General features: G+C 41.9%; 8 protein-coding genes. 1 reads left to right on the top strand and 7 read right to left on the bottom strand.

Going from position 1 to position 21,485, the window contains the following annotated elements; all coding sequences use genetic code 11:
• Positions 1–7: 7 nt before the first annotated feature.
• From N774_RS17950 to N774_RS0103155, 3 genes are all read right to left on the bottom strand, one after another.
• Positions 8–14,977: a non-ribosomal peptide synthetase gene (locus N774_RS17950; RefSeq protein ID WP_024859843.1), complete on the bottom strand. Its 14,970-nt coding sequence runs from the start codon at positions 14,975–14,977 to the stop codon at positions 8–10.
• Positions 14,978–15,045: 68 nt separating this feature from the next.
• Positions 15,046–15,744 carry a thioesterase II family protein gene (locus tag N774_RS0103150; RefSeq protein WP_024859844.1) on the bottom strand — a complete coding sequence of 233 codons (699 nt, stop codon included), beginning with the start codon at positions 15,742–15,744 and terminating at the stop codon, positions 15,046–15,048.
• Between the two features lie 37 nt (positions 15,745–15,781).
• The gene (locus N774_RS0103155; protein ID WP_024859845.1) at positions 15,782–16,486 is read right to left on the bottom strand and encodes a thioesterase II family protein; all 705 of its coding nucleotides are present in this window, start codon (positions 16,484–16,486) and stop codon (positions 15,782–15,784) included.
• A gap of 324 nt (positions 16,487–16,810) precedes the next feature.
• Here N774_RS0103155 and N774_RS0103160 point away from each other — a divergent pair, with 324 nt between their 5' ends.
• A complete protein-coding gene (locus tag N774_RS0103160; protein ID WP_024859846.1) occupies positions 16,811–18,400 on the top strand; it encodes a sodium:solute symporter family transporter in 1,590 nt (529 codons plus the stop codon).
• A 73-nt stretch (positions 18,401–18,473) separates the two neighbouring features.
• Here the strand turns inward: N774_RS0103160 and N774_RS17955 are convergent, their stop codons facing one another.
• The 4 genes from N774_RS17955 to N774_RS0103180 all read right to left on the bottom strand — a co-directional run bounded on the left by N774_RS17955 (position 18,474) and on the right by N774_RS0103180 (position 21,485).
• Positions 18,474–19,370 carry a dockerin type I domain-containing protein gene (locus N774_RS17955; protein WP_024859847.1) on the bottom strand — a complete coding sequence of 299 codons (897 nt, stop codon included), beginning with the start codon at positions 19,368–19,370 and terminating at the stop codon, positions 18,474–18,476.
• 14 nt (positions 19,371–19,384) lie between these two features.
• Entirely contained in the window at positions 19,385–20,062 is a 678-nt protein-coding gene (locus N774_RS0103170) for a 5'-methylthioadenosine/adenosylhomocysteine nucleosidase (RefSeq protein WP_024859848.1), read from the bottom strand.
• Positions 20,063–20,166: 104 nt separating this feature from the next.
• A complete protein-coding gene (locus N774_RS0103175) occupies positions 20,167–20,706 on the bottom strand; it encodes a hypothetical protein (RefSeq protein WP_024859849.1) in 540 nt (179 codons plus the stop codon).
• Complete coding sequence (locus N774_RS0103180; protein WP_024859850.1) at positions 20,706–21,485, bottom strand: SDR family NAD(P)-dependent oxidoreductase; 780 nt, start codon at positions 21,483–21,485, stop codon at positions 20,706–20,708. The genes N774_RS0103175 and N774_RS0103180 overlap by 1 nt, the downstream gene beginning before the upstream one ends.

Genomic DNA, 21,485 nt, shown 5'->3' on the forward strand with positions numbered 1-21,485 from the left:
CTCCAAATCAGTCTAAAAGAGAATTTATGAAATCAATATCAAGTTCGTCTATCTCAGAAGATTGCATATCTGATAATGTCTGTTCATTAGCCTGTTCTCCGAATTCTGAACAATATTCAGCTAATTTCTTTACGTTCTCTTCAAAATATCCGCTTAATTCTTCAATAAATCTTTTGCCGAATCTGTCATCATAGCTTTCTATTTCAAAAGACATAACACCATTCAAAACTCCGCCATTGAAAACAATAGTCTCGTTCTTATTTTCATCAGAGATCATTTTTCCGCATGAATATACGGGAGTTTTGCCCTTATCTTCGCTTTCACCAAGGTAATTAAAGCATATATCAGGTTTAACGCTGTGCTCCGTAAATCCATAGCCGATCCCCGAATCGGGAACTCTTCTGATGGTATCCTTGGCGTTAATGATAGCAGCCTCAGGATCATCAGAACAGTCTAATGCTACAGCATAGATATTCGTGAACCAGCCCACTGTTCTGTCAACAAAAACCGTACTCTCCAGATCGGTTCTTCCGTGTCCCTCAAGTCTTATGGACAATTTCTTCTGCCCTGTCAGTGATAAAACTGCCATTGATAGTGCAGCCAGAAGAACTTCTTCTGTTCTTGCTCCGTAAACATTACCTGTCTGTTTCAAGATAATATCCGTGATCTTCTCATCAAACTCGACCGTCTGCCTGCCTATCGTATCTTCGCTGTATATAGCCAAAAGCTTTCCTTCAGTGAGCGCCTTTTCATCATTATTCCAATACTTAATATTTTGTTCTGACTGATTTTTAAAATAATTATTAAGTTTATTGCTCCATTCAATAAATGACGCTGTCTTTTCGGGAAGCTCGACCGTTCCTCCATTTTTGAGCTGTTTAAGAGAAGTTTCAAGATCTTCACTCAGTATTCTCCATGATACTCCGTCAACAGCAAGATGATGTATACAAAGCATAAGCTGTTTCGTATCGCCTAATTCAAATACTGCAGCTTTTACAAGCGGACCGTTTGCAAGATCAATGCCTGACTGTATCTCAGTACACTTTTTTTCTACTGCCGAATATTTATCATTCTCATTGCTGTAGTCATACTCATAGAAGTCACAAAGCTTACTCTCAGAAATAGGCAGTATTTCAAGCGTATCATTTCGGTAAACTGCCCTCAGCACGTCATGATGCTTTACAATCTCAGTTATCGCCCTATGGATCGTCGCATTATCAATTCCGTCAACTGAGAACATCATTGCCTGATTATAATGCTCGGGTCTAGCCAAATGCCATTCCCTGAACTCGTTTATAATCGGAGTCGCTTCGACCCTGCCGTAAACCTCGCCCTGTTCATACTTCTTTTCATTTGATTCGGAGCTCAGTGAAAGGGCTATATTTTCAGCAGTTTTGCCGCTCATTATATCCTTGACCGTTACCTTGTAGCCGTAATTTCTCAGCTTTGAAATTATTCTTATTGCCTTGATGGAGTCTCCTCCCAGCTCAAAGAAATTATCCTTTATGCCTACGGTCTCGATATTCAGTATCTCGCTGAACGCACTGCATACGGCTTCTTCCTTTTCATTTCTCGGTGCTGCATATTCCTTTGTCGCCTTGGCTTCGATATCGGGAAGCGCTCTCTTGTCAAGCTTGCCGTTTCGTGTTACGGGTATTGCTTCTATCTGCATCATATATGCAGGTACCATGTATTCGGGCATCACAGCGCTGAGTCTGTCCCTTATCTCGGACACACTCTTCTCTTCGTCACTCGTGTAATAAGCATATATTGCCTTATCTCCTGTGCTGTCTGCTCTCGCTATTACTGCACAATCCTTTATGCCGTCAATTTCTCTTATCCTGCTTTCAATTTCTCCAAGCTCGATTCGGAAGCCTCTTATCTTTACCTGTTCGTCAATTCGTCCAAGATACTCGATATTTCCGTCAGGCAGCCATTTTGCAAGGTCTCCAGTGCGATACATTCTACCATCACCGAATGGATTCTTTACAAACTTCTCATCTGTAAGCTCAAGTCTGTTCAGATATCCTCTTGCTACTCCGTCACCTGCTATGCACAGTTCGCCCGGTACTCCTATACCACAGAATTCCATATCATTAAATATATAGATCTGCGTATTGTAGAAAGGCTTTCCTATAGTTATGGGCTCGCCGTTTTTGAGTTTCGCAAACGATGATGCTACTGTTGCTTCGGTAGGACCGTACTCGTTTATGATCTCCGTATCTTCACCTATCACACTAACTATCCGCTCTGTCAGCGGTCTTGTTACAGCCTCTCCGCCAAGCATAAGAGCATGTATTTTGCATTTGCCAAATGTTTCTATTTCGTCCATAAGGAGATTAAGATGTGACGGCACTATTTTCAGAACTGCTACATCATTTTCAGATGCATACTTTGCAAGATCGTACTCTGTCATAAAGAGCATAAGCGTTCTTCCGAGGAGCATACTTCCCAGAATTGCAGTAACTGTCAGATCGAAGGCATAATTGGTTATCAACGGTATAACGCCATCATGTATGTAGAAATGTTCGCCTACTGTTCTGAGATAATTGTTCAGCGAAAGATTGCCGATCGTAACCCCCTTTGGCTTTCCTGTTGTTCCTGAGGTATAGATACAATAGATAAGGTCATTCGGTGTATTTACATGCTCAGGATCATGGGACGAACCTGTCCAGACCTTACTGTCTGCAAGGTCTATTACTGGTATTTCACTATCTATAGCTATACTCTCAGTTGTGTATTTCAGTACTGCCTTTGGCTTGCAGTCATCAAGCATGAAGCCTATCCTATCCTTTGGATATGTCGGATCGATCGGCACATATGCTCCGCCTGACTTGATGATTCCGTAGATTCCGCATATCATTTCTATGCTTCTGTCAGCAATGATCGCTACAAAATCGTCTTGTTTTACTCCGAGTTCACGCAGTTTGTGCGCAAGGCTGTTTGCCTTTGCATTGAGCTCTGCATATGTAAGGCTGTTGTTATCAAATACAAGTGCTGTATTGTTCGGAGTTTTCTTTATCTGTTCCTCAAAGAGTTCAACTACCGTCTTGTCTCTTGGATAATCCATTGCTGTTGCATTGAAGTCGTTAAGGATAAGCTTCTTTTCTTCATCTGTTGTCATTTCAATTTCGCTTATCTTCTGCTCTGCATTTGCTGTTATAGACTTCAAAACTTCAATGAAATGTGCAAGTATCCTGTCGGCGGTTTCACTTCTGAACAGTGCTGTGCAGTATTCAAGTCCTATTCCAAACTTACCATTGAATTCCGATACATTGAATGTCAGGTCAAACTTTGCTGACGTTTCCGAGCTGCCTGTTTCTTCTGCTTCTGCTCCGGATAATTCTCCATTTGCCATCTCGTTGTTCTGCAGTACGAGCATTACGTCAAACAGCGGATTCCTTGACATATCCCTATGTACTTCTACTGCTTCTACAAGCTCTTCAAAGGGATATTCCTGATTTTCATATGCTTTAAGACATGTTTCCTTTATCTCTTTAAGGAAATCCTTGAAGCTCTTGTTCTTCTCGGGTCTTCCTCGCATTGCAAGTGTGTTGACGAACATTCCAAGCATACCTTCGGTATCCTTATGGGTACGTCCGCTAATTGGTGAGCCAATTACTATGTCTTCCTGCCTGCTGTACTTGCTCAGCATTACCATTGCTGCTGCAAGGAATACCATATATTCTGTTGCTCCGCTTTTCCTTACAAGATCCTTGACGCTCTTGCTGAGGTCTTCATCAAGGATTCTGCTTGTTATGCTTCCTGCGTAGCTCTGCTCCTGTGGTCTCTGGAAATCAGTTGGCATATCAAGTACAGGTATCTCATCTTCAAACTGACTCTTCCAATACTCTGCCTGATCACTCAGGTCTCTTGTTCTCATCCACTCACTGTAGTCCTTGAACTGGTGTGTTAACGGTTCAAGCTTTTCTCCGTTATACAGTGCCATAAACTCTCTTGTGAATATCTCATCACTCATTCCGTCGCCCACTATGTGATGCATATCGAACATCATCAAGTGGTACTCGCCCTTGTTTACAAGCTTTACTCTTACAGGCTTTCCGCTTGCAAGATCAAAGGGCCTCAGGAAGTTCTTCATCAGCTCTTCATCTGATTCTTCGCTGGTTACATACTCGAAGTCTGCATCTATGTGATCAAGTATTTTCTGTACAGGCTCTCCGTCTATCATCAGGAACTGTGTTCTCAGTATCTCATGGCGGTCGGTCATTTCCTGCAATGCTTTTCTTAGATCTTCAGGACGCACTTCTCCCGTAAGCTTCAGATTCTGGGGCATATTGTATGCTGTCGACTCGGGATCCATTTGCTGTATCAGGTAGGTTCTCTTCTGGGCTGAGGACATGGAATAATATTCCTTCTCCTCAGCTTTCGGAATAGGTACATATTCTTCGCTCTCAGCTCCTGCAAGTACTGCAAGCTGCTCTGCTGTCGGATGTGCAAATACTTCCTTTAATGCTATTCTTGTTCCTGTTTCCGCTTCGATACGGTTTACAAGTCTTGTCGCTCTCAGTGAGTGTCCGCCGAGTTCAAAGAAACTGTCCTTGATTCCCACCTGTTCCACATTAAGTATTTCACTGAATATATTGCAGATCTTCTCTTCGATCTCGTTTCTTGGTGCGATGTACTTCTTTGTCGCTCTGGCTTCGATATCGGGTAGGGCTCTTTTGTCAAGCTTGCCGTTTCGTGTTACGGGTATTGCTTTTATCTGCATCATATATGCAGGCACCATGTATTCGGGCATGCTTTCGCTGAGCCTGTCTCTTATCTCTGACACGCTCTTTTCTTCATCGCTTGTGAAATAAGCATATATTGCCTTATCTCCTGTGCTGTCTGCTCTCGCTATTACTGCACAGTCCTTTATTCCTTTAATTTCTCTTATTCTGCTTTCAATTTCACCAAGCTCGATTCGGAAGCCTCTTATCTTTACCTGCTCATCTATTCTTCCTAAGAACTCTATATTTCCGTCAGGCAGCCATCTTGCAAGGTCTCCCGATCTGTACATTCTTCCTTCACCGAATGGGTTCTTTACGAACTTCTCGGCAGTTAGCTCAGGACGGTTCAGATAGCCTCTTGCAAGTCCGTCACCTGTTATGCACAGCTCGCCCGGCACTCCTATTCCGCAGAGATTATCAGCTTCAGCAATATATACCTTTGTATGGCACGAATGTCCTCCGATAACAACTCTTTGCGTTTCTGCCTTTATTTCGCTGTATGTGGTGTTTACCGTTGCCTCTGTAGGTCCGTATGAATTTATTATCTTCTTTCCGCTTACTGCGATTTTTCTAAGAACATCAAGCTCTGCGGCTTCTCCTCCTGAATCAAGAAGTCTCAGATCAGGCATTCCGCAAATATCCAGCTCTCTAATTACCTTAGGTGTCAGCGATGCCACTGTTATTCGCTTTGTCTTCATGTACGCTTCAAGCTCACTCATATTGTAGCGCATCTCTGATGCCACTACATACAGTGCTGCTCCGTTCAGCATCGCTCCGAAAATATCTCCCACTGACTGATCGAAGCAATAGCTTGCATACTGCATCATTCTATCGTTTCCCGTCATTTCAAATACTTCTTCATATGACTTTACAAGTCCTATTAAGCCTGTATTCTCCAATTCTACGCCCTTCGGCCTTCCAGTTGTTCCCGATGTGTAAATACAATAGATAAGGTCATTCGGTGTGTTGATATGCTGTAGATCATCGGACGCACCTTTCCAGACCTCTTCGTTTCCAAGGTCTATTACAGGTATTTCGTTGTCAATTATTACATTTTCAGTTGTGTATTTCAGTACTGCCTTTGGTTTGCAGTCATCAAGCATGAAGCTTATCCTATCCTTTGGATATGTCGGATCGATCGGCACATATGCTCCGCCTGACTTGATAACTCCATATATTCCGCATATCATTTCTATGCTTCTGTCAGCAATGATCGCTACAAAATCATCAGGCTTTACCCCAATTTCACGAAGTTTGTGTGCAAGGCTGTTGGCTCTTTCATTGAGCTCTGCATATGTCAGAGTATTGTTTTCAAATACAAGCGCAGTACTATTTGGTGTTTTCTTTACCTGTTCCTCAAAGAGCTCAACTACCGTCTTGCCTCTTGGGTATTCTGTTTCTGTTGCATTGAAGTCGTTTAGGATGAGCTGCTTTTCTTCGGCTGTTGCCATTTCAATTTCGCTTATTTTCTGCTCAAAATTTACAGTTATGGACTTCACTACTTCGATGAAATGTGCAAGTATCCTGTCTGCTGTTTCATTCTTGAACAGTGCTGTACAATACTCAAGTACAACTCCGAATTTGCCGTCTGTTTCCGTTACATCTATTGATAGATCGAACTTGGCTACTGTATTGGCTGTTCCTGTTTCCTCGATTCCGCTGTCTCCGAGTTTAAGCTTTGTGCTCTCGTTGTTCTGCATCGTAAGCATCACGTCAAACAGCGGATTCCTTGACATATCTCGTCTTACTTCTACTGCTTCGACAAGCTCTTCAAACGGATATTCCTGATTTTCATATGCCCTAAGGCATGTTTCCTTTATCTCTTTAAGGAAATCCTTGAAGCTCTTGTTCTTCTCGGGTCTTCCTCGCATTGCAAGTGTGTTGACGAACATTCCAAGCATACCTTCGGTATCCTTATGGGTACGTCCGCTTATGGGACTTCCTATTACTATGTCTTCCTGTCGGCTATACTTGCTCAGCATTACCATTGCTGCTGCAAGGAATACCATGTATTCGGTTGCTCCGCTTTTCCTTACAAGCTCCTTGACGCTATTACTTAATTTCTCGTCAAGGGTTGCACTTGTTATGCTTCCTTCGTAGCTCTGATCCTGTGGTCTCTGAAAATCTGTCGGCATATCAAGTACAGGTATTTCATCTTCAAACTGCGACTTCCAATACTTTGCCTGTCCGCTCAGGTCTCTTGTTCTCATCCACTCGCTGTAATCTTTGAACTGATGTGTCAATGGCTCTGGTTTTTCTCCGTTGTACAATGCCATGAACTCATTGGTAAACGTATTGACACTCATTCCGTCACTGACAATATGGTGCATATCGAACATCATGAGATGGTACTCGCCCTTGTTTACAAGCTTTACTCTTACAGGCTTTCCGCTTGCAAGATCAAAGGGCTTCAGGAAGTTCTTCATAAGTTCTTCATCTGATTCGGTACTTGTTATGTATTCAAAGTCTGCTTCTGTATGGTCGAGTATCTTCTGCACAGGCTCTCCGTCTATCATCAGGAACTGTGTTCTCAGTATCTCATGGCGGTCGGTCATTTCCTGTAATGCTTTTCTGAGATCAGCAGGGCGCACTTCTCCAGTTAGTTTCAGATTCTGGGGCATATTGTATGCTGTCGACTCGGGATCCATTTGCTGTATCAGGTAGGTTCTTTTCTGAGCAGAAGACATGGGATAATATTCCTTCTCCTCTGCCTTTGGGATAGGTACATATTCTTCGCTCTCAGCTCCTGCAAGTACTGCAAGCTGCTCTGCTGTCGGATGTGCAAATACTTCCTTTAATGCTATTCTTGTTCCTGTTTCCGCTTCGATACGATTGACAAGTCTTGTCGCTCTCAGTGAGTGTCCGCCAAGCTCAAAGAAACTGTCCTTGATTCCCACCTGTTCCACATTAAGTATTTCACTGAATATATTGCAGATCTTCTCTTCGATCTCGTTTCTTGGTGCGATATACTCCTTTGTTGCCTTGGCTTCAATATCGGGCAATGCTCTCTTGTCAAGCTTTCCGTTTCTTGTTACGGGTATTGCTTCTATCTGCATCATATATGCAGGTATCATGTATTCGGGCATGCTTTCGCTGAGCCTGTCCCTTATCTCTGACACGCTCTTTTCTTCATCGCTTGTATAGTACGCATATATTGCCTTATCTCCTGTGCTGTCTGCTCTTGCTATTACTGCACAGTCCTTTATGCCGTCAATACCTCTTATTCTGCTTTCTATTTCTCCAAGCTCGATTCGGAAGCCTCTTATCTTTACCTGTTCGTCTATTCTTCCTAAGAACTCGATATTTCCGTCAGGCAGCCATCTTGCAAGATCTCCCGATCTGTACATTCTTCCTTCACCGAATGGGTTCTTTACAAACTTCTCGGCTGTAAGTTCGGGACGGTTCAGGTATCCTCTTGCTACTCCGTCACCTGCTATGCAAAGCTCGCCCGGGACTCCTATTCCGCAGAGGGCATTTTCATTCAGAATATACATCTGCGTGTTTGAAATAGGCTTTCCGATCGGTGTCTTATCAACCTTTTTATCTATTATATAATGTGCCGCAAAAGTAGTTGTTTCGGTAGGACCATATACATTTCTGAAATCGACACCTGTATTCTGACTGCGAAGTATTTCAACATGTCTTTCTGAGGTTGCCTCTCCGCCGAACATCAAGTGCTTCAAGCCATTGAATATAGTATTATCCTCATAAATAAACTGGTTGAATAATGCTGTCGTGATAAACAGGGTATTAACTCCGTTTTCAGTCATATATTTCTTGAATGTCTCTGCATTCAGCATCGTTTCTTTTTCTACAAGGTGCAGTGTTCCGCCGTTCAAGGATGTGCCCCACATTTCAAACGTCGATGCATCAAACATAAGCTGTCCTGTCTGAAGTACTACTGTTTTTTCATTTAAATCCGTGTAATCACAGTTCTTTACAAGCTTAACAACATTTCTGTTTTCTACGATCACACCCTTTGGCTTTCCTGTTGTACCAGATGTATAAATACAATAGATCCCATCTGTTGGTTTATTGACGATTTCAGGATCATCGGACGCACCTGTCCAGACCTTACTGTCTGCAAGGTCTATTACAGGTATTAAAGTTTTAAAAGTTATACTCTCCGTTGTTAATTCAAGTATTGCTTTAGGCTTGCAGTCCTCCAGCATGAACTCTATTCTGTCATCAGGATATGTAGGATCAATCGGAACATAAGCTCCGCCTGCCTTGATGATACCATAGATTCCGCATATCATTTCTATGCTCTTGTCTGCTATGATAGCTACAAAATCATCAGGCTTTACCCCAATTTCACGCAGTTTATGGGCAAGGCTGTTGGCTTTTGCATTCAGTTCTGAATATGTAAGGCTGTTATTTTCAAATACAAGTGCTGTATTGTTCGGAGTTTTCTTTACCTGCTCCTCAAAGAGTTCTGCTACCGTCTTGTCTCTTGGATAAGCTGCAGCGGTATTGTTGAAATCTTCATGAATAAGCTTTTTCTCCTCATTCAGAACAGTATCGAGATCACATATCCTGCTCAAAGGAGATGCCGCTATTTGATCGCATATATACACAAGCCGTTCAATAATAAGCTCGGCTTCTTTTTCACTGTATTTGCGAGGGTCATACATTAATTCCAATCTCAAAGTGTCATTTGTATCAAAAGCACTTACGGTGAGATCATAATTTGTCTGTTCTCTGGAACTTTCAAAGACTATGCCCTCTTTTTCGGCAATGTTTTCTTCCTCTTTCTTTCCCGATGAATAGTTCTCAAAAACATAGAGTATCTTTATAAGATCAGAGCCCTGTGGTGTAAGCTTCTGAATATCAGCAAGAGAATAGTACTCATAATTAGTGCTGTCAACATTTTGTTTCTGCTGCTCACGCATAAGCTGTTCAACAGTACAGCCTTGTTCGGTTTTAATTCTTACCGGTATAGTATTGATAAAGAGTCCTACTATATTCTCGATACCTGACATATGAGCGTTTCTCCCCGAAACTACCTTGCCGAATAACACATCGCTGCTTCTGCTGTATTTCTGAAGCATTATACCTAAAGCAGCTTCAACAGCAGAATTAATGGTGCACTCATTTTGTGAAGACACTGCTCTGAGCGCAGAAGTTGTATCAGTTGGAATCTCTCGGCGTATTACTCTTACCTGTTCATCAGTCTCCTCATGGATTCCGGCAGGAATTATCCTGCACTCGCTTTCATATCCGTCGATCAGGTTTCTCCAGTACTCTTCGGCTTTTATTTTGTCCTGATTATCCAGCCATTCAATATAATCGTTAAACTCTTTCTCTGATCTTTTCTGTGCAACTATTTCATTTCTTATCTCATCAATGCTCTTTCCGTGTATGAGTTCGGAGTAATACCTGAACAGATGCTCGGATATATTTGATACTCCCCAGCCGTCTATTATGATGTGATCGATAGTTATTACAAGCTTTCCGTTTTCATCGCCTGTTTTTATCAGGGTAACACGGATAAGCGGATCATTTTCGAGATCAAATCCCCGCTTTACATCTGTCTTTAAAAGATCACTTATCTCATTTTCATTTGCATCAACAATATTAAACTCAGGAACATTATCCTTACATATTATCTGCTTTGGTGCAGATATACCCTTATATACAAACTTTGTCCTGAGGACCTCAAATCTTTCACTCAGAACATCAAGCGCCGCAGTAAAAGCTGTAGCATCGATACGATGACTGATATTATATACGCCCTGAATAACATAAGAAGTCGAGTCCTTGTCTTCAAGCCTATGAAACAGCATACCCTCCTGAAGCGGAGTAAGTCCGTAGATTTTTTCCGGTTTATATCCGACACTCTTTATAATAGTGTCAAATTCATTTTCATTAATATCATTAAGACCGTAATCACTTCTGGTCTTTTCTTCACATACATTGCATTTGCAGAATTCTGCAAGTTCCGCCGCACAAGATATAAAATTATCCTTCAGCTTCTCAGCAAAACCGATACCTATAGTCCGATCCTGACATCTTATATTAAACATGAGCTTTCCGTCACTGATCTGACAGTCAAATATTATCTTATCATCGGTAACATTTTCTTTTGCGACTGTCATACCGTAAGAATAATCGCCTGAATAGCTCATCTTACTTCCGCTGAAATCTCCGAGATAGTTGAAGCATATATCAGGAGCACAGGAATGCGGGACAAAACCATAACCGAGTCCCGAATCAGGTATGCACCTTAACGTATCCTTTGCATTTTTTATGGCATTTAAGCTGTCATCAATATCCTCAAAGGCAGCTGCATAAACATTTGTAAACCAGCCTACTGTTCGGTCTACAGCAGTATTACCGTGTATACTCTCTCTTCCGTGTCCCTCGAGCTTTACCGAAAGAAGCTTCTGACCTGTTATCCTGCATACAGCTCTTGTGAGACCTGCAAGAAGAACTTCATCTATCTTAGCACCGCATATGTTCATACTGCAGTGCAGCAGGCTATCAGTGATCTCCTCGCTCAATTCACCGTAAACACTGCCTGTTTTGCCGTTTTCACAGCTATATTCTATACTTCCTTGTGCGATCGATTCATCATTTTTCTTCCAGAAATACCTGTCGATGGCGGAGCTCTTTCCATATTCGTTAAGCTGTCTGCTCCAGTCAGTAAATGACATTGTCTTCTCGGGTAGCTTTACATTTTTCTCTTCCTTGATCTGATATACAGCTGTGTCCAGATCTTCGGAAATGATTCTCCATGAAACGCCGTCAACAGCAATATGATGTATGCACATCATCATTATCTTATCGTCACCAAGGTCAAATACTGCCGCCTTTACCAACGGACCTGTTTCAAAGACAAAGCCTCCGTTGATGCGTGTACATTCCTCTTCTACAGCTTTTTTCTTATCATCTTTATCAGAAAAATCATACTCATAGAAATCAAAGAGTCTGCTTTCATTAACAGGCAGGATTCTTATCTCTCGTCCTCTGCATACAGCTCTGAGCATATCATGGTGCTTGACTATTTCACCTACAGCACAGCGTATAACATCATTTTCCGTGCCTTTCATATTGAATATCATTGCCTGATTGAAATGCTCAGGCTTTTTCAGATCATAATCAAAGAATTTGTTGATTATGGGAGTGTTCTCTATTGTGCCCGATACTTCACCCTGATCGTAAGATACAGATGTATCCATTCTGTTCATGGCAGGGACGATCTTTTCAACAGTTTTTCTGTTCATTATCTCCTTGACAGAAATATCATATCCTGCATTTCTGAGCTTTGAGATAATTCTTATGGCTTTTATTGAGTCGCCGCCAAGCTCATAGAAATTATCGGTTATACCGACACGCTCAATATTAAGTACATCTGCAAAAGCTTCACATAACAGCTTTTGTATGTCGTTTTTGGGAGCAGTATACTTTCTCTCGGTACGTGCTTCTATCTCGGGAAGTGCTCTCCTGTCAAGCTTTCCGTTTTTGGTCACGGGTATCCTGTCTATCTGCATCATATATGCAGGTATCATATATCCCGGGACATTTTCACTGAGCCTGTCTCTTATTTCCGAAACGCTCTTTTCCCTGTCACTTGTATAATAAGCATATATTGCCTTGTCACCTGTACTGTCAGCTCTTGCAATAACGGCACAGTCCCTGATATCTTCTATCTCACGCAGTCTGCTTTCAATCTCACCAAGCTCAATCCTGAGTCCCCTTATCTTGACCTGTTCATCGATACGTCCGAGATAAGCTATATTTCCGTCAGGAAGCCACTTTGCCAGATCTCCTGTACGGTACATTCTTCCATCACCGAATGGATTCTGTATGAACTTCTCTTCGTTAAGCTCAGGGCGGTTAAGATAACCTCTTGCAACTCCGTCACCGCCGATGCACAGTTCACCTGCAACACCGATGCCGCAGAGTCTTAAACCGTTCAGAATATATATCTGAGTATTTGAAATAGGTCTGCCGATGGGGATAATGCTATTATCCTCAGGGGTACAGTCATAGTAAGTAACATCGATACTTGCTTCTGTAGGTCCGTAGAAATTGGCAAGCTTAGCGGACAGGCCTGCCGATTTGGTTATACTGTAGAAATTATCGACATGGACAGGTTTAAGAGCTTCACCGCTGGCAAAAACATTTCTCAGGCTTTTCAGCTTGAGGGCAGCTCCCTGAGTATCCATGACATATTCTTCAAACATAGCCAGCATGGACGGAACAAAATGCATGGTAGTGACCTTGTGATTCAGTATAGCATCACATATCTTATTCGGCTCTTTTTCTCCGTCCTTAACAAGAAGCGCAACTCTCGCGCCCTTTATTGCCCACCAGAATATTTCCCATACGGATACATCAAACGTAAATGTTGTTTTCTGTAGAATAACGTCTTTTTCATCTATCGGGTATCTTGAATCCATCCAGAATATTCTGTTTACAAGGCCCTGATTGCGGTTCATAACGCCCTTGGGCTTTCCGGTCGTACCTGAAGTATATATACAATAGATAAGGTCATCGGGTCTATTGACTCTTTCGGGATTTTCGGATACACCTTTCCAGACCTCTTCGTTTCCGAGGTCTATCACAGGTATTTCGGAATCGATATTTATATGCTCTGCTGTATATTTAAGTATGGCTTTCGGCTGGCAGTCACTGAGCATAAAGTTGATCCTTTCATCAGGATACATAGGATCGATCGGCACATATGCTCCGCCTGCCTTGACGATTCCATAGATCCCGCATATCATTTCCATGCTTCTCTCGGAAATAATAGCTACAAAATCATCAGGTCCAACACCAAGATCACGTAATTTATAAGCAAGTGCGTTAGCTTTTTCATTCAGTTCGGAATAGGTCAGACATTTATCGTCTGTCATTACAGCGATACTGTCAGGAGTCCTGATGACCTGTTCCTCAAAAAGCTCAGCTATTGTCTTGTTTTTTGGATACTCAGCTTCTGTTGCATTGAATTCTCCGAGTATCACAGCTTTTTCAGTCTGAGTAGCAGCTTCAACATCGATGACTTTCTGTTCGGGAGCATCAAGTACCTGCTCGATCATCCTGATAATACTCTCATTCATGGTGTGAATAAAGCTGTCAGAGTACCTCATATACGGATAGTCATATTCGACCATAAAAATATCCGAATCATTTCGCTCACTCACCGTTACAGATAAAGTATCACTGTGTCCGCAGCCGAGCCAGTTCATCTCATAGCCCATTGCCTTATTCTCAACTGTGGAGAATGTCTGAAAATTAACACACAGGTCAATGAGTCCTTCTTTATGAGCGCAGTTCTCCTGCATCAAGCCATAGGTAAATCTTCGGTGCTTGAGCAGCTTCATTTCACTGCTCTTAACATATCTGATATATTCATTAACAGTACTGTTATTATCTATCTCCAGTAAAAACGGTATCATTGTTACGAACATACCCACTGTTTCTTTTTCATGTACACCTCGGTTATGGAGAGTAAGTCCTATAGAAGCACTTCCCGAAGCAGTGGTCTTGCTTTTATAAAGTGCAAAGACCGAATTGAAAAAGCATGGGAGGCTGATCTCATTTTCCGCACAGTAAGCCTTTATCCTGCTGCCGAGTTCTTTAGAGATATTAAATTCATAGCGGCGGCTTGAAAGATCATCTGAATCGTCACTGTGAGGGAGTGCACTGCCCTCGTATTCATTTAACGCATCAGTCCAGTATTCCTTGTCACGAATAAACGCCTTGCTGTGAAAATACTCCTTTTCCTTTGCAACAAAACCGCTGTAATCATAGTCGCTGTACTCAATATATGGTTTGCCGCATCTCTTTTCGACCTCGGCAGAAAGCATTTTCTGAACAGTATATGTACCAATTGCATCGGAAATAAGATGGTGTATGTTTGAGTAAACACACCATTTTTCTTCATCTTTTACATATACGATATAAGACTTTATAAGCGGTGAATCATATCCGAAAATACACTCTTTAAGTCTGTCATTTATCCAGTTCTGATACTCAGCAATATTATCCACCTGAACATACGGAAATTCTCTTTCCCGAAACTCACATGTATATTGCTTAACACCGTCATTTGTCAGAGTGATCTGAAGTCTCAGTATTGATGAGTTTGCGATAACGCTATTGATACATTCGTTGATCTCTTCATAAGAAAGCTTAGTTTTGAAACGACAGTCTGTACCAATGTTATTTATACTCAATCCCGGATAAAAGACCTCCCTTTTGTATATCTCCATCTGGGCTAATGATAAGTCAAAATTCATATTGATCCTTAATCTCCTTATAAAATGAATACAAAAAATAATAAAAGAATTACCCTAAATAATACAGATCAATCAGCGATCAAACCTGCAAAATAATCCTGAAATTCCGAACAGTTGAACGGAAAGAAGTGGCCGGCATCAAATTCCTTGAATTCAAAGTGGCCGTATGTATATTTTTCCCACTCTCTCATATCAGCCTCGCAGGCTTCATCGTCCTGTGAGCCTGTCATCACTATCATAGGCGCTTTAAGCTTTGGAAGTCCTGTATATCCTTTATAGCTTTCTCCTACAAGTGTGTCGGCATAAAAGACCTCATACAAAAGATCAAGCAGTTCCGGTTCATCCATTATCTCAGGATCCATCATATCCATTTCAAAGAACTTATCCATAAACTCCTTTTTTGGCAGACCTGATATTTTCTCGTCTTTTCCGCTGAGATGCGGAGGTCTTGTGCCGCCGATAATGACCTTTTTCGGTGGATAAGCATATCTTTCCTCAAGCTTGAGGGCGGTCAGGAGAGATATGAGGCATCCCATACTATGCCCGTAAATAATATAATTCACAGGGTTTTCAGCAATAATTGTACTGAAAACGTCCTCTGCCATATCATTTGCATCTGTGAAAAGCTCCTCACCGAAACGACTGCTGTGGCCGCTGTATTCAACAGGGATGATCTCTGCATTATCCTTATATTCATCTATCCAATCATTGAAAATAGACTTTGAACCGCCTGCATAGGGCAGACAGAATACCTTTACCTTACTCATCTGTTAACTCCTTCTGAATCTCATATTTTTTATGCAGTCACCATGCATACTTTCTGAGCAGAGCTTCCAGAGAGCCCATAAGCAGGTCATGTCCGCTTTCCTGAAATGCAAAAAAGTGGTTGCCGCCCAACATTTTCAGTTCAAATTTTTTACTTGTGTATTTGTTCCACTCCTTCATTTCGTCTTCGGGAGCTTCATGGTCTTCAATTCCTGCAAAAACAGAAATGGGTGTGTCAAGCACATCAATATCATCTATAGCATAATCATCTACAAGCTTCATATCCGCGTAAAGAAGCTCAAATACTATCTCTCTAAGTTCTTCATTTTCAAGCACCTCACGAGGTGTGTTTCCGAGATTTATTATCCTCTCCATAAATGCATCTTTTGACATTGTTGTATATTTCTGTCTGCGATAAAGAAGATGGGGTGGACGAAGTGATGCAAGTACAATATGCTCAGGCATGAGACAGCCTCTTTTTCTGAGTTCACGAGTCAATTCATATGTAACAAGACTTCCGAGGCTGTGACCGTATATAATATACTTTTCATGATTATTCCTGAAGTATCTTTCGATAAGATCATCACAAACCTCTGATATGCTGTTGTACAGATCCTGTCCGAACAAGCTGCCGTGACCGCGGTATTCGATCGCAGTTATCTTTGCAAGACCTGAGAGTCTCTGCTCCCAGTCTCTGTATACGTTTGCATTTCCTCCTGAATATGGAATACAGAATAATTTCATTATAGAATTCCCCCTTAAAACACTTCCCATAATATATACAAATTATATTACGCTCTAAAAAATAATTATATCACACATCGTAATATATGTCAACAGTTATACAGATGTTTATATTATATAAATACAGTTCATAAAATTTATTAAAAATCATACTACTTGTACATAACATTTATATATATATAAATCCCCCCTTTTTTTCCGATTTTCCTATTGACAATATAATTATAATATAGTATAATTAAACTCAGTCAATTACTTTATTCATTTAAAGCTTTACAAGTTTATAACTAAAAAACTGTAAAGTTAAGAAAGGTCGCGATATCAATGGGCTCACAAGCCGCAACATTCGTCATTCTTGCCATTTACATAACAATAATGGTAAGTATCGGAATCTACATGTCAAAACGTACTAAGTCCTCCGAGGACTTCATGCTTGGCGGAAGAAGCGTCGGTTCATGGCTGACTGCTTTTTCATACGGTACAACATATTTTTCAGCGGTCGTATTCATCGGATATGCAGGTCAGTTCGGCTGGATGTACGGTGCTTCCGCAACATGGGTAGGTATAGGAAACGCTATTATCGGAAGCCTTATACCGTTCTTCCTCATAGGTAAAAGGACCCGTCTTATGTCCAATCATCTTGGCGCCAAGACAATGCCTGAATTCTTTGAGCACAGATTTGACTCAAAGGGACTTAAAACAGCAGCAGCTCTTATTGTATTCATCTTCCTTATCCCCTATACAGCTTCTGTATACAACGGACTTTCACGTCTTTTCGGCATGGTTTTTGACCTTGGCGAAAATGGCGGTACTATCATAATCATTGCAATGGCTGTTCTTTCTGCTATATACGTAACTCTCGGCGGATACAAGGCTACAGCGCTCAATGACTTCTTCCAGGGAATAATCATGCTCATCGGTATCGGAACCGTCGTAGCTCTTACTGTTCAGAGAAAGGACGGGCTCTCAGCTGCTCTCGATGCACTCAACACTATTTCCGACAGCAAGACTGAGGCAGGTACTCTCGGTTCAATCTTCGGACCTGATCCAATAAACCTCCTCGGCGTTGTAATCCTTACATCACTTGGTACATGGGGACTTCCGCAGATGGTACAGAAGTTCTACGCTATCAAGGACGAGCAGGCTATCAAGAAGGGTGCTATCATTTCCACATTCTTCGCTATCGTAGTGGCAGGCGGCTCCTACTTCATGGGCGGTTTTGTAAGACTCTACTGCACACTTGATGCTTCTGACGGCTCAGGCAGAGCCTTCATCGAAACAGTAAACGGCAAGCCTGTTTACGACACAATGGTCCCTGCACTCATTCATCAGGCTCTTCCGAACATTCTTATCGGTCTTGTAGTTGTACTTGTACTTTCAGCTTCACTTTCTACACTGTCATCACTTGTTCTCACATCAAGCTCAACACTTACAAACGATCTTATCAAGCCACGTATCAAGAATTTCGATGATAAGCATCAGGTACTTTTCATGCGAATACTCATCGCTGTATTCCTTGTTATTTCCGTAATTATTGCCAGCCATAAGAACGCTTCAATCTCAACTCTCATGTCTTACTCATGGGGCGCACTTTCAGGCGCATTCCTGGGACCATTCCTCTATGGTCTGTTCATGAAGAAGGCTTCAAAGGCAGCTGTAGCTGCAAGTATGATAACAGGCGTAGGCATAAGCGTTATCCATATGCTTTTATTCAGCTTTAATATTGAGGCATTCAGCGGCATCAAGCAGGCTGTTATCGATCTCAACTGCCCGCTTTCACTTCTCTCACCTATCAATGCAGGCGCATTCTCAATGATAGTATCACTTCTCATAGTTCCTATAGTAAGTTCATTTACTAAGGCTCCCGAGAAGAAAGTTGTAGATAACGCATTCAGCAGTCTCGAAACAAAGTAAACCAAAAGGAGCGCAAAAGCGCTCCTTTTTAATGCACAAAAAAAGCAGCTGAAAAATCAGCTGCTTTTTTTCATTACTTATTCTGGATATAGTTGTTGAGTGTCTTGTTCTTATCAGCAGTTGCTGTGCTCTGATAAGCATAGAAGCTAAGAACATTCGATGCGTCAACTGCGTTTATCTTACGGTCGCCGTCTACGTCTGCCGAAGCCATTGCCTCTTCGGAAAGACCTGATGGCTTGTTTGTTGAAACGTTAGCATAAGCTGAAAGAATAGTTGAAGCATCAACAGCATTTATCTTGCCGTCTTTGTTAACATCACCGAGAAGTCTGTCGGAAACATTTACGCGGAGCTCGTTGCAGATGAGCTTGTATTTCTCACTGCTCGGAGTATACTCAGGGCTGTTATCGGTGCGGTATGTTACAAATGTAAAGCTCTGATTCTTATTATAGATAGTCACATCATAGCTTCCTGCAGCAGACTTGTCAACAGCAGCCTCAAATGTAGCAAGAGGGTATGTGTCGCTCTTTTCACCGCTTAGAGTCATAGGCAATAATTTGCCGCCTGTTGGAATAGAATCATCACAGTACATTGCTGTGAATACCTTAACACCGTCACTGTTTTCCTTTTCGGAAGTGATCTTATCGTTTGTGTACTTAGCGTATGGCTTCTTCTCAGGATCTTTAAGGTTCTGGAGAGTAAGACCTGCCTTTTCGGAAGCCCATCTGACAACAGTCCAGCCTGCAGCAGCATTGGGATCCTTCAGATATATCTCAGCAGGGATAACAGCGCCGTTAGCGTCGGCAGCATTCTTATTTACGTAAACATTGCCGCTCTTGAGTAACTCAACGCCCTTTGTCTCACTCGCCTTGAAGTAGACCTCAGGAGCTGCGTCGGCAGCGTTTGCGCTTAATGAAGCAGCCATGCCTACAGTAAGTGCTAATGATGAGATGATTGATACAAACTTTTTCATATAAAATACTCCTTTCACAGCAGCTCAGCCATACGCAGAACTATTTCCGCTACGCGCTTTGCAGCTATTTTTTCAAATTCGTCAAATGACATTGCTCCCTCGTCGTCCGCATTATCGGAAATACAGCGAACACTTACAAAAGGAAGCTCATTGAGATAACAGCAGTGGCCAACTGCAGCACTCTCCATATCAACGGCATAGGGATCAAACTTTTCCTGAATGATATTCTTAACTTCATTGCTTGAAATGAAAGCCTCACCTGATACAATACGTCCTCTGAAGGACTTAACAGAGAACTCTCCGCAAACCTTTTCTGCAATATCCATAAGCCCGCCGTCAGCCTTGAATATTCCGCAGTACGGCGGATAGTCCTTCAAGAAATGAAGATCAAGATCGTGAGGGAGCACCTCTGTTGATATAACGATATCGCAGACCTTGACTGCACTGTTCATTCCGCCTGCAATACCTGTATTAATAATACAATCAGGGTGGAAATTATCGATCATTACCTGTGCACAAAGCGCTGCATTTACCTTTGCGATACCACAGCAGGCATTGATAACAGTTTTGCCGTTTTTATCATTAATGTAAAAATCAAAGCCGGAGATACGCTTTATCTCACCTTTGCCGAGAATTGCTCTTATGTCTGCCAGTTCCGAAGGCATTGCTCCGATTATAGCTATAGTGTTCATTATATCACTCCATTAAAAATATTACGTTTTCATTATAACATACATTTATTAATAAATCAAGTATAAATAAAAACCATGCCAATGTTTGCAATAAATGGCATGGTTTATCTTTTTTTGCGAAATTTGGGCATTATCCGCTTTTTGTAGATATTATGCATGAAATCAAGGTCAATATCATACACAAGAAAAATAACATTTGTTATGCCGAGAAGTATATATGCTCCGTATTTTCCGAGACCGTCGAATTCGTCAAGAAGATCGTCGAGCCCAAGTATATACACTGTCACATAAAAATACCCGATTATGCAGACATTGAAGATAAGAAGCTTTATTAGCAGTCTTACCAGCCGCAGCGGCACCTTATGTATATAAAAGCGAAGTATAGGATAATGACCGAACAGCATAATGAATATTAACGCTGCTTCCTTGTCAAAGGTGATGAAAAGTGACAGCAGGCTCACCGCGATATACGTCAGAAAAGCCCATGCCGTGTTTACTTCCACAGCAATTATCATAAGCAGTATGCCTGCAATGCCGGGAAGCAGCAGATAAAGCGCAGGGAGAACTCCCGCAAGGAACATGGTCACAAGACAAAGTGCGGAAACTATGCCTCCAAGCGCCACTCTGTAGCTGATATCTCTCATTATTTAAGAGCCTTTTCCTTTCCGTCAGATGTCTTTTTTGCCTTCTGGATATTGTATACGACAGCGGCAAGCATTTTCTGCGGAACGAATCTCGGAGCTATCGTTCCAAGCTTTACAGTAAGCCCGGGAATCGCAAAGAACTTGCCGTTCAGGGCTTTTTTAAGTGCGTACTCCGCTGCCTGATCAGCAGTTATAGGCTTTACGGAAAAGCTTACGCCTGCACGGTTATTGAAGTTGGTATCTACAGGTCCGGGGCAAAGCACAGTTATCTTAACATTTGAACGGTCTCTGCGGAGCTCCTCCCATATAGCAAGAGAAAGCTTGAGAACGTAGTTCTTTGAGCCGTAATAAGCTGCCATAAGAGGTCCTGACATAAAACCCGCAGCAGAGGCAACATTAAGTATAGTACCGTGGTCGCGCTTCTTAAAATCACGCAGAAAGAGCTTAGTGAGAATATGAAGCGCCGTTATATTCACGTTTATCATGTTGATCTCGTCTTCAAGGTCTGTATCCTCAAACTTGCCGAAAAGTCCGTAGCCTGCATTGTTTATGAGCATATCCACGTCTTTCCCTCTGCAAAACTCATATACCCTGAACACATCTTCCTTTTTGGCAAGGTCGGCGGCGATTATCTCAATATTGCCGCCAAGAGACTTCTGCATCTCTCTCAGCTTTTCTTCGTTTCTTCCCGTAAGGATAAGCGACCAGCCTCTCTTCGCCAGCTTAGCGGCAAAGCTCTGACCTATACCTGATGTAGCGCCTGTTATCAATGCTTTCAT

The sequence above is a fragment of the Ruminococcus flavefaciens AE3010 genome (assembly GCF_000526795.1).
Taxonomy (GTDB): domain Bacteria; phylum Bacillota; class Clostridia; order Oscillospirales; family Ruminococcaceae; genus Ruminococcus; species Ruminococcus flavefaciens_D.

Coding starts and splice junctions, on each gene's coding strand:
- N774_RS17950 (WP_024859843.1), bottom strand. CDS start 14,977: ATGAATTTTGACTTATCATTAGCCCAGATGGAGATATACAAAAGGGAG.
- N774_RS0103150 (WP_024859844.1), bottom strand. CDS start 15,744: ATGAGTAAGGTAAAGGTATTCTGTCTGCCCTATGCAGGCGGTTCAAAG.
- N774_RS0103155 (WP_024859845.1), bottom strand. CDS start 16,486: ATGAAATTATTCTGTATTCCATATTCAGGAGGAAATGCAAACGTATAC.
- N774_RS0103160 (WP_024859846.1), top strand. CDS start 16,811: ATGGGCTCACAAGCCGCAACATTCGTCATTCTTGCCATTTACATAACA.
- N774_RS17955 (WP_024859847.1), bottom strand. CDS start 19,370: ATGAAAAAGTTTGTATCAATCATCTCATCATTAGCACTTACTGTAGGC.
- N774_RS0103170 (WP_024859848.1), bottom strand. CDS start 20,062: ATGAACACTATAGCTATAATCGGAGCAATGCCTTCGGAACTGGCAGAC.
- N774_RS0103175 (WP_024859849.1), bottom strand. CDS start 20,706: ATGAGAGATATCAGCTACAGAGTGGCGCTTGGAGGCATAGTTTCCGCA.
- N774_RS0103180 (WP_024859850.1), bottom strand. CDS start 21,485: ATGAAAGCATTGATAACAGGCGCTACATCAGGTATAGGTCAGAGCTTT.